Raw genomic sequence first — 11,415 nt, forward strand, 5'->3', positions numbered from 1 at the left:
GCATTTATTGATTAAGTTGGGTCATTGCGATTTTTGAATCACCATTATTCTGATTGTCAAAAGCGATTACTTTTAATTTATCATCATTAATGGCAAAAATATAAGCTTGCTTATCCCGACCTAGTTTAAGGCCCATAATGTTCTTCACCTCATTATTTAATAGCAAGCCACTTTCTATAAAAGACACGGGATGAAATTTTCCATTTTGATTGTTCTTTAATATAAGTCCAACACCCGCATCCATTCGAGGAGTTTCCGCTTCGGTACTATATAAGTTTCCTGCAACTAACATGTCTTTATAACCATCTCCATCATAATCAAGAAATACAATATCATTAATTGAAGAAAGTTGGGATTCTATCGGCAATGGATGTTTGTCATATTTTCCGCCTCCTTTATTTTCAAACCAATGATGGGCAAAGGTATTTGCCTTATAATGTATAGATTGTTCCAGCATTTTTTTTCCATAGATATCTTCCAAGCTAGCGGAAGCAAATAGTTCATATGTCTTAAAATTCTTTTTGATGATTGGTATTTGCTGTGAGGAACATTCTCTTCCCCGTACGGGCAACTTGACTCCTTTTTTGGTTACACCCAGTACAATATCCTGTCTTTTATTACCATCAAAGTCGTTAACATAAATCTCAAAAGGGGATTTCTTGTTGGTTTTATATTTGCTGTTTAGCCCAAGGTTTCCGGCAATGATGTCCTTATCGCCATCGTTGTCCAAATCTTCTATTGCCAAACTGTACCACCATCCCAGAGTATTATCCATGTTCAACTTGTCCGTAATGTTCACAAGATTTTCACCGTCGTTTTCAAAAAACGTCAAAGGCATCCACTCTCCTGTCAATATCAGGTCTACTTTTCCGTCTTCATTGTAATCGTGCCACAAAGCATCGGTCACAAGGCCTATTTTCTGAAGCTCTGGCGCTTTTTCCAGAGTTACATCCTTAAACACAACATCGGTATTTTCTCCTCCCTCATTCCTTAAAAGATAGCTTATGGGTGGTTGAAGGTAATGCCCCGGCTTTATTCTTCCCCCAACGAATAAATCCATGTCCCCATCTCCATCGTAATCGGCAGGAACTACTTTTAGCCCACTGGAACTTATTTTTGGCAAAGCACTTTCTGATTTTATGTATCCATCTGGAGTATTGATATATAGGCGATCTTGGTAATAGGTGTCTTCGAGAGTTATACTATTTCCACCACTCACTACATAAAGATCTTGATCTCCATCATTGTCCGCATCAAAAAATATGGCCCCGGTATCTTCATAGGTATGGTCTTCATTCCACGGCCCCGGCATTTTTTTAAAACGGCCATTTGGGCTTTGTAGGAACAGTACCTCTTCTTTATTTCGGGCATTTCCAATAAAAAAGTCTTCAAGCCCATCATTATTTACATCCCCTACGGCCAATCCTGGCCCTTCTTGTGAGTTCTTATGTGGGAGTAATGGCTCTACTAAAAAATCATCATATCCATCCTCAATGTGGACGTAGTCTATTCCGGTCATTGGGGTAATGTCCTTAAATTTGAGTTCTGTTTTTTGTTTGTTCTGGATTTCCTCTGTGGCTTTGGAATATTCCAATTGTACTGTTTGATTGGGGTTTAAATTTCTTTGGTATTCAACTTTGCCATCAGGCCATATGATTTTTAATTCTTCTATTTTGTTTTCTTTTCCCAATCCGAAATGTGCTATGGGTTCTATGCTTGATTGAAACCCTCTTGTCAAAGTCTGCTCTACCCATTGTGTAGAATTTTCTGTTGTCAGTTTAATTTTTGCCCCCATCCCCAAAGGATTCTCAGCAGGACCTTTTAGCTTGATTCTTAAAAAATTACTATTGGAAATATTGTTTTTTAACAAGGTTGCCTTTTCGTCAATATTGTTTACCACCATGTCCAAATCTCCATCGTTATCTAAATCTCCATAGGCAATTCCATTTGAAAACCCCTTAAGATTTGCATTCCATTTTTGCGAAACATTTTCAAATGCATAGTTGCCTTTATTCTTGTACAGATAATTTTCAATTGGTGTCACGGGAGCATCATGCATATCTATCTTTTTAGGGACGATAGTTGTTGCATTCTCCGTACTTAATAGATCATTATTGTTAACATCCAATCTCATGCCATTGGTAATCACAATATCCTTTAATCCATCGTTGTCAAAATCTGCGAACAATGCCCCCCAACTCCAATCTGTAGTGGCCATACCGGTGAGCCGGGCCACATTGCTCATAATTGGAACTCCATCAGAATTAGCACCATTGTTCACTTGAAGGCTATTTTGCATATACTGATGATGAAATCCTATGGATACTGCATGTTCAAAAGCTTTTTGGTCCATGCTGGCCATATTGGTCTTTGATCTGTAGTGGTCTTCTGGGGTCATGTCTACTTGTAATAAATCCATTAGGCCATCATTATTGAAATCCGCGGCATCCACACCCATCCCGAACATAGAGGTCTGTTTGGTCGCCTCTTTCACTATTTCTTTGAAAGTACCATTACCATTGTTTAAATAGAAATAATCTGGAACATTGAAATCATTTGAAATATATAAATCTTGCCACCCATCATTATTGAAGTCACAGGCAATGACACCTAATGAAAGACCAAAATTAAGCACCCCTGATTGTTCGGTCATATCAACAAACTTTCCATTTCCTTGATTTTTATACAAATGACCCGATTCCTCTTTATTTTTAAACTGCATTTTCTCAAAATAATAGTGATTCGGCTGTGTAAGGGGTATTATTGGGTAATTACATACATACAGATCCAAATCCCCATCATTGTCATAATCAAAAAAAGTTGATTGTATGGAATTGCTTTTATCGGCTATTCCATATTCTTCTGCCTTTTCTGTGAATGTCAAATCTCCGTTGTTTATAAAAAGTTGATTGGCCGTATTAGTGCCAACACCTGACACGCACACATAGATATCCAGAAGACCATCCATATTTATATCTACCATTGTTGCGCCCGTATACCATCTAGAATCTCCTTGGATTACACCCTTATGACCGATATCATCAAACTTCATGTTACCTTTGTTCAAATAAAGTTTGTTGGGCACCATATTTCCGGTAAGAAAAACATCTGTCAATCCATCATTGTTGATATCTCCGAGAGCTACTCCGCCACCCATATATATGTAAGGGAAAGTATTGTAGTTAAGGGTATTGGTAATGGCAATATCATTACTAAATGTAATACCTGAACTAGTAGACTTTAATTGTTCGAATATTATACCTGTACCCTTATCATCTTTATTGCACTCCAAAAGGGCACAAACCAAAAACATCAATATAGGTTTGAATAGATTGTTCTTTTTTAGCGCTAGAAAAAAATCAGTTATCATGCACGTCAAGATTTAAATTTAGTTACAGATAAAGTTTACGAACAAAACCCATTTTACGGAGCCTCATTTACAACTTAAAAATTGTTCGACCATTATAAGAATAATAATTGTGGGAACTCAAATTTTTATGGTCATGGGAAAATACAAATAAGACAAGCCCCTAAAGTTTAGGGGCCGCCTCATCGAAAAAAAAAACTAACTCAAACTTATTCTTTTATTATGCGCACTCATTTTAGTTATAAAGTGGGTTTTGATCTAAATTTGGGTTAGAATCCACATCTCTTCTGGGAAGGGGCAAAAATTCAAACTTATCTGAATATACTGCACCACTATTGGATTTAAATTCGGAACCCGTGCCAAATCTTTCGCTTAGTATTCCCCATCTCTTTAGATCGAAGAAACGATGGCCCTCAATGGCCAATTCGCGAACCCTTTCATCCCTGATGGCATCCCTTAGTGCACTTTGATCTAGTCCTGCATATGCTGGCATATCGACTCTTGCCCTAACCTGGTTCAATGCATCTAAGGCACTTGCCGAACCTCCACTGACTTCATTTTCTGCTTCTGAATACATTAAAAGGATATCTGCCAATCTTGCAATTCTAAAATTATTGGTATCTCCGGACCAACTTCCAGGCGATAATGACCCTTCATTTTCGAAGTTCAAATATTTTCTTACCCAAACTTTGGTAAGATCATCTCCTGTAAAAGCATCCGCAAAGGCATCTTGATAGACCATAGCTCCAGGATAATCCCATATCAATGTATGCGCAGCTCTTGGATCTTCAAGTCCTCCATTGGTAGTCTGGGCCAAGAATAGATCTAGTACCCATTGGTTGACACTCATACTCTGTTGACTTGTGTATCCCCTTGGAGCAATGTCTGGTTCCCATGCCTGGCCTCTCCAATTGTCGCCGCCTGGGCCTGGCCCCCAACCTCCATTGGGGTTACCATCCAATTGTATTTCAAAGACCGACTCTACATTGTTCACTCCAGTTTCTGTGAAATTTTCGTTGTAATCGGCAGTCAAGGTATATAGTCCGGAATCTATGATCTTTTTGAATTCTGTAGCAGCATCTCCCCATTTACCCTGGTACAATAAAGCTCTCCCCAGCATTGCTGTTACAGCTCCCCAAGTAGCCCTGCCGACTTCGCCACGTGGTGGTGTTTGTGGCAATCCGTTTTGTGCCATCCTTAAATCACTTTCAACAGTGGCCCAAAGCTCCGTTTCACTTGATTTTGGTAAAAACAGATCTTCCAATCCCAGTGCTTCCGATAAGGGCATCGGCGCTTCTCCAAATAAATTTACTATGTAGAAGTATATAAAGCCTCTTACAAAATGAGCTTCAGCCAAAATTTCTGCTTTTCTGCCCGCATCCATTTCTATATCGGGAACCCGAGCAATTACTTGATTGGCAGGAGATATTATGGAATATATCCCAGTCCACAGTTCGTTTAGCCTTGGATTGTCCGGAGTTACAGAAAAGGTCCCTGCATCATTAACAAAGGCTTGAGGAAATGTATTGGCGATATCCGATCGATGTATCAAATGAATACCTGTCATCATTCTTCCGAACATCCCTATTGTGGGCAAACCTGCATAAACGGACACCAATCCTCCTTCGGCATCATCGGCAGTCATCCAAAAAGAGTCTGGAGTTGGTTGGTTCGGGTTAATAAGCTCTAAATCTTCCTCACAACTATTGAAAGTCGCAGAAAATAGTATTGCCATTGAAAAGGCAATAACCTTTTTAATTTTTTTAATTTTCATAATAACACTTTTTTTATTAGAAAGATAGTTGAACACCAAGTAGCACATTTTTGTTCTGTGGATAGGCCCTCCTATCAACACCTGTACCAAAAGGACCTCCACCATTAGAACGACCAATTTCTGGATCATATCCGGTATAGTCTGTCAAGGTCAATAGATTTTGACCGCTCAAATAAAATCTAGCTCTGGACAACCCAAGTGTTTCAATATAAGATGATGGCAAGGTATACCCTACCTGTATATTCTTTAACCTAAGATACGAGCCATCTTCGATAAAAAAGTCCGATGATCTCTTATTGTTTGCCCGGTCTCTAATGGTCAATCGAGGAATATTGGTATCAGTATTACCGGGGGTCCATGCATTCAAAACATCGGTAAGCTTTGGTCCACCAGCTCCATCAAGGATATAATGGTATCTTTTGGCATTCCACAGTTCATTCCCCACAACACCTTGGAGAAACAAGGTCAGATCAAAGTTTTTGTAAGATGCATTAAAGTTTATCCCATATTCAAAATCTGGGATAGCGTCTCCCAAAAACATTCTGTCATCATCATCAATATCACCGTCGTTATCCAAGTCCAGGAAATTAATATCACCCAACTGAACGTCTCCTCCGCCTCTTCCATCAGCATCGATTTCGGCTTGGGTTTGATAAAGCCCCTCAACTACATGTCCAAAGAAACTACCTACCGGACGACCGACATCGGTACGGGTAGCAGAAAAGCCCTGTTGCGTAAAAAATCCCGAAGTTATCGGATTTACACCATCACCCAATGAGGTGACCTCATTTTTTAGGGTATTAAAATTGACATTAACATCAAAATTAAAGCCATCTGGATTTTCTGCAATGTGCCGGTAAGAGGCCAAGACTTCAAATCCTTTGTTTTCAATGGTGGCCGCATTGTTTATTAATTGACCTCCAAGTCCCCCATGACCGGGAATAGGCACATTAACCAAAATATCTTCCGATTCTTTTACATAATATTCCATGCCCAGAGATACTTTCCCATCAAAAAGTTGGGCATCCAAACCTATGTTGGTGGTCTTTGTAGTTTCCCATACCAAATTTGGATTTGCCAATGCTCGAACAATGGCTCCTCCAAGCACCTGACCTCCAACATTATAAAAATTATTGATATTCAAGACACTGGCAGTTTGGTAATTAGCTATGTTTTGAGATCCCAATTCTCCATAACTACCCCGAAACTTTAAATAATTAACGATACCATCCTCAGGAAAAAATGATTCTTCACTAATGGTCCATCCAGCAGAAAAAGAAGGGAACACAGACCAGCGATTGTCCGAACCAAATCTTGAAGAACCGTCCCGTCTTACGGTGGCACTCAATAGATATTTATTCTTATAGCCATAATTAAGCCTTCCCAAATACGAAAGCAATGCACTTTCCTCTAAACGCCCGAACACATCAGTATTATCGTTGGCGGCTTCCAACACCCTAAAATCGTTAAAGTTAAAATCCGTTCCAAGACCTCCAACAGACCTTGTTTCGTTGGTTTGCCTTGTAAAACCGACCAATACGTCGATATTATGGTCGTCTGCAATGGTCTTTTTGTAATTTAAGGTGTTTTCTATGAGGATACCGAGGCCACGAGTATATTCTTCCCTTAGTCTAGCAACATCATTAAAAGCTTCTTGTGAGGTACTTAAGAAAAAGGTTGGTTCAAAATTAAAATCATTGCGCACAAAATAATTTAGCCCTAAGTTCAGTTTAAAGGTAAGCCCGTCCATAATTTCAAATTGTGGGGAGACCGATCCGATAATTCTATCCGTTGTAGTTTGGTCATCATTGAGAATGGCCCTTCCATACCAGTTGATCCCTCTGGCCACTCCATGTAAATTAGGCTCAATTCCGGCAAATCCGCCTTCATTCTCTTCGTTAAATACCGGAATGGTTGGAATTTCTCCACGTTCTCTTCCATAAAAAGTGTTCCTGTTAGTAAATGATCTGGAAATAGACAAGTTCTGGGTCATTGAAAACCTTCCCTTACTCAAACTTGTGTTTGCGGTTACATTGTAACGCTTAAAACCAGAATCGACCACAACACCTTCTTGATCTAAATACTGTCCTGAGATATAGAATGTACCTTTTTCGCCACCTCCAGAAGCGCTAAAGCTATAATCTTGAAAAAGTGCGGTATTCAAGGAAAGGTCTTGCCAATCCGTATCTATACTTGGGTCGAAACCGGTGTCGTTGGGCACAGCCCTTGGATCGCCATCATTATCCCTCGCTTGGTTATGATAATCCGCATATTGGCGGGCATTGGTAAAATCAAGCAAACTTGTAGGGCTTTGGAAACCCACTTTGGATTCAAATGTGATGCTAATATCTCCCGATCTTCCATTTTTGGTATTGATCAACACCACTCCATTTGCAGCCCGGCTTCCGTAAATAGCCGCCGCCGCTGCATCTTTTAAAACACTGATGTTTTCAATATCGTTTGGGTTCAAATAACTGATTTCATCAACAATGTTCCCATCCACCACATATAAGGGCTGGTCATTGCCAAAGGTTCCGGTACCCCTGATGATTACACTCACACCATCACCGGGTGCGCCACCATTCGCTTCTACCCTTACTCCGGCAGCCCTTCCTTGGAGGAGTGCAGTACTGTTTGCCGCAGCAATTTTTGTTATCTCGTCGGTAGAAACGGTACTAACAGCACCGGTCAAATCTCTTTTGGATTGCGAACCATATCCTACAACTACAACTTCATCCAGACCCGCTGCATCTTCGACAAGGGTCACGGTGATATTCGTTTGTCCGGCAATGGACACTTCTTGCGTCGCAAAACCAATATAGGATATTACCAGAGTCGCATTTTCATCGGCAACTGAAATACTGAAGTTGCCATCAAAATCGGTTTGTGTTCCATTAGTGGTTCCTTTTTCAATTATGCTTGCCCCAGGAAGCGGCTCGCCCGTATCATCAACAACTTGGCCCGAAACTGAAAGCTGTAGTGCATCTGCATCAAGAACATTAGAGGAATCTATAGCATCTTTAACCAATTTCTTTTTAAGGACAATCTGCTTGTTGTGTACTTCAAAATCTACATCTGTTCCATCAAAGATATTCTTTAAAATTGTAGAAACACGCTTTCTGTTTACCGTAACAGTCACAATTCTCCCTAAATCCAAATCGTCTCTATTATAGAGGAATTTGAAGTCTGATAAATGTTCTATTTCCCTTATGACATCATTCACAGTTACCCCATACATTTCAAGCGATAATTTGGTAGACTGAGAATATGAATCGTTGGCTTTTAATTGAAACAAGGAAACTATCAATAAAAGTAACGTTAGTTTCATTTTCAAATTAGTTTTTATGAAAGTGTTCTCACCACCCCATAAAGTCATGGTTTTTTTCATAATTTCGTATGTTCTAATTGGTTTATTATTTATAAATCATTTTTAATCGGGAAATGGCGTCAACATTTCCCGGTTTTTTTCTTTAAACAGTGTTCAAATCATATAATCATTTTTTTATTGGTTGGTTTTCGCTTAGCTGAATATTCAATTAATCTATTACTGCTTTGTTATCAACTATTTTAAAATCAATAGCATAGCTAATATTAAAGGTTTGTAATATTTCATTGATAGTCTCAATATCAAAGGTAGCATCGAACCTTTGTTTATCTAAATCTTCATTATTATTTATAATAGCGACGTTATAATGACGCTCTAAAGTGTGTCTAATATGTTTAAAAGTGGCATTTCTAAATATCAATTTCCCTTCTGTCCATGCCGTATATATTCTTGTATCGACATTTTTCATTGAAACCACATTTTTTTCTAATCGATTCCATTCGGCTTTAAACCCTGGCTCCAAAAAACTACTTTTCTGTTCATCTTTCATATTGAGCTTTACACTGCCCTCGACCAATACGGTACTTATGTTGTCTTTTTCAGGATAATTGGTCACATTGAATTTTGTTCCCAGAACATTGATCTCCATATCATCTGCATGCACAATAAAAGGATGTTCCGTATCTTCGGTCACATCAAAATACCCTTCCCCTTTAATAAAAACTTCCCTCGGAGAGCCTTTTATAAACTTTACCGGATATCGTAATGATGAAGCAGAGTTCAAAAAAACATGTGAACCATCAGATAAGGTCACTTCAAATCTTCTACCTTTGGGGACGGTCAATGTATTGAAGACCAACTCCTCTTTTTTGGAAGCTCCCATGTACTTTATATTTTGCCCATCTTGACTGCCGATAATATTGCCATCGGCATCCAATATTGTTTTAGACCCTCCAGAACTTATTTGCTGGATACTGCCATCATCCAATTGTAAGGTTATGGATTCTTCATCTGGCACTAACAACAAACTATTGGTCACCTCTGTATTATTTGTTTCTTCTATTGTTTTGGGCCCAATGTGCCAATAGCCTATTGTAAACAATAAAGCGAATACCGCAGCATACTTAAAAAACTTTAGATACTTAGTTTTAGCAGAAGAAATCTTCTCGTCCTTAATTTTTTTTCTGAGATTCTTCTTAATTGCTTCTATATCGGGTTCATTCATTGCTGCCGTAATTTCATAATGTATCTTGACATATTCATCCAAGATTTTTTCATTTTCAGAATCTTTTATCCATTCGTTCAATACATCCAGCTCTGCAGATGTAATCTCTTTAACAAGATATTTGACGATTAAGAATTCTATCTTTTTTGAACTCATTTCATAGAATAATCTTAAAAGAAGACAATGTCATTTTGCAATACCCTAACTTTTTAATCATTTTTTTTCATATTTGTATTTTATTCCCAAAAAATCTCATTTGTAAATAAAACCCCATGGGTCCATCTTTTTTAATCCAAGAATTGAAAAATGGTTCGGAAGAAGCTTTTATTCTGTTGGTTGAAAAATACAGCAAAAGTTTATTTGCCTATGCTCTATCAATTTCCGATGACTGGGAAATGGCCCAAGACATTGTACAAAATGTTTTCATGCGAACGTGGGAAAAAAGAAAAAAGATAAATATTTCCTCTTCACTCCATAATTACTTATTAAAGTCTGTCCAGAATGAGTTTATGAATATTTACAAAAAGAGGCGTTCCACTATGGATCTTGAACAGAAATATTTTGAATCACTCGAAAAAGCTGTGCGAAGCTATGATGAAAAAACATTGAAAAGTGCATTGATAAGGATAAATGAAGAAATTCAGAAATTACCCCCTAAATGCAAACAAGTATTCCTATTGAGCAGAAAAGAAGGGTTGACCAATATCGAAATCTCAAATTATCTTCAGGTTTCCATTAAAACCGTGGAAGCCCATATTAGTAAAGCTTTTACCATTCTTAGAAAAAACTTGGATGGAAAATTGACTTCAATACTGTTCATACTTTTTGAAACCCATTTACAGAGCCAAAAATTTTCACTCAACAAATAACCTAATTTCAATTTTTGCCTTAAGGATAGTATAATCAAAAACCCGCAGTGCATTTCCAAATGTACCATAGATCAATTAAGACCATTTAAAATAAGAGGTCTTGAAAAGAGATCTATTCTTTCCCAGGTTACTTTTAACTTTAAAAAGAGCTTTTAAAGCATTAAAAATAATGGACTTACAAGTGATTTGAATCTTTTCTAGTTTGCTTGTTAATAACCTTTTTAATAACTCATATAATGAGATTATTGATGAGATCTTATCTTTTATAATTTTAAAAGATAAAAAGGTCTTTTTATGCTTTATAGTCAATTGCAAATTGTGCTTCAAGAAGTACCCGGAGAAATAAGCCTGTGCTTTAGCATATCCGGTTGTCCCCTACGTTGCAAGGGTTGCCATTCCCCATTTTTATGGAAGGAGGGCAATGGGGAAAAGCTTACTCCCCACCTGTTTGCCAATATCCTTTATAAATACCATGGATTTGCCAGTTGCGTCCTTTTTATGGGAGGGGAATGGCATCAAAATGAACTCGTTCAGCATCTGAAATTTGCCAAGGCAAAGGGTTACAAAACTTGTTTGTACACGGGTCAGGACTATGTTGAAGATGCCATTTTACAGCAATTGACTTGGATCAAAACCGGAAAATGGATTCAATCCCTTGGGGGATTGAACAACAGAAAAACCAATCAAAAATTCATAGAAGTAAGGACCAATAAAATATGCAATCACTTATTTGTAATAGTTAAGACTTAATCTGACAATCTTAATAAATTAGTTTAACCCTTAAATTAGATTTGTCAGATGAGTACAGAAGAAAAGATCATCAAACCAAAGTTAGGATTATTAGAACTTGCCAAA

6 protein-coding genes are annotated in these 11,415 nt (G+C 37.9%); 2 read left to right on the plus strand and 4 right to left on the minus strand.

The window, feature by feature from the left end; translation table 11 throughout:
• Positions 1–4: 4 nt before the first annotated feature.
• The 4 genes from E4661_RS17810 to E4661_RS17825 all read right to left on the minus strand — a co-directional run bounded on the left by E4661_RS17810 (position 5) and on the right by E4661_RS17825 (position 9,847).
• Positions 5–3,370, minus strand: coding sequence for a VCBS repeat-containing protein (locus E4661_RS17810; protein ID WP_136468823.1), 3,366 nt, complete (start codon positions 3,368–3,370; stop codon positions 5–7).
• A 232-nt stretch (positions 3,371–3,602) separates the two neighbouring features.
• A complete protein-coding gene (locus E4661_RS17815; RefSeq protein ID WP_168796421.1) occupies positions 3,603–5,141 on the minus strand; it encodes a RagB/SusD family nutrient uptake outer membrane protein in 1,539 nt (512 codons plus the stop codon).
• Positions 5,142–5,157: 16 nt separating this feature from the next.
• The gene (locus E4661_RS17820) at positions 5,158–8,469 is read right to left on the minus strand and encodes a TonB-dependent receptor (protein WP_168796422.1); all 3,312 of its coding nucleotides are present in this window, start codon (positions 8,467–8,469) and stop codon (positions 5,158–5,160) included.
• A gap of 208 nt (positions 8,470–8,677) precedes the next feature.
• Entirely contained in the window at positions 8,678–9,847 is a 1,170-nt protein-coding gene (locus tag E4661_RS17825) for a FecR family protein (RefSeq protein WP_136468826.1), read from the minus strand.
• 116 nt (positions 9,848–9,963) lie between these two features.
• Here E4661_RS17825 and E4661_RS17830 point away from each other — a divergent pair, with 116 nt between their 5' ends.
• Positions 9,964–10,560: an RNA polymerase sigma factor gene (locus tag E4661_RS17830; protein WP_136468827.1), complete on the plus strand. Its 597-nt coding sequence runs from the start codon at positions 9,964–9,966 to the stop codon at positions 10,558–10,560.
• Between the two features lie 294 nt (positions 10,561–10,854).
• Positions 10,855–11,310, plus strand: coding sequence for an anaerobic ribonucleoside-triphosphate reductase activating protein (gene nrdG / locus E4661_RS17835; protein ID WP_136468828.1), 456 nt, complete (start codon positions 10,855–10,857; stop codon positions 11,308–11,310).
• The last annotated feature ends 105 nt before the right edge of the window (positions 11,311–11,415 follow it).

Source organism: Flagellimonas onchidii, from assembly GCF_004804315.1.
GTDB classification, from domain to species: domain Bacteria; phylum Bacteroidota; class Bacteroidia; order Flavobacteriales; family Flavobacteriaceae; genus Flagellimonas; species Flagellimonas onchidii.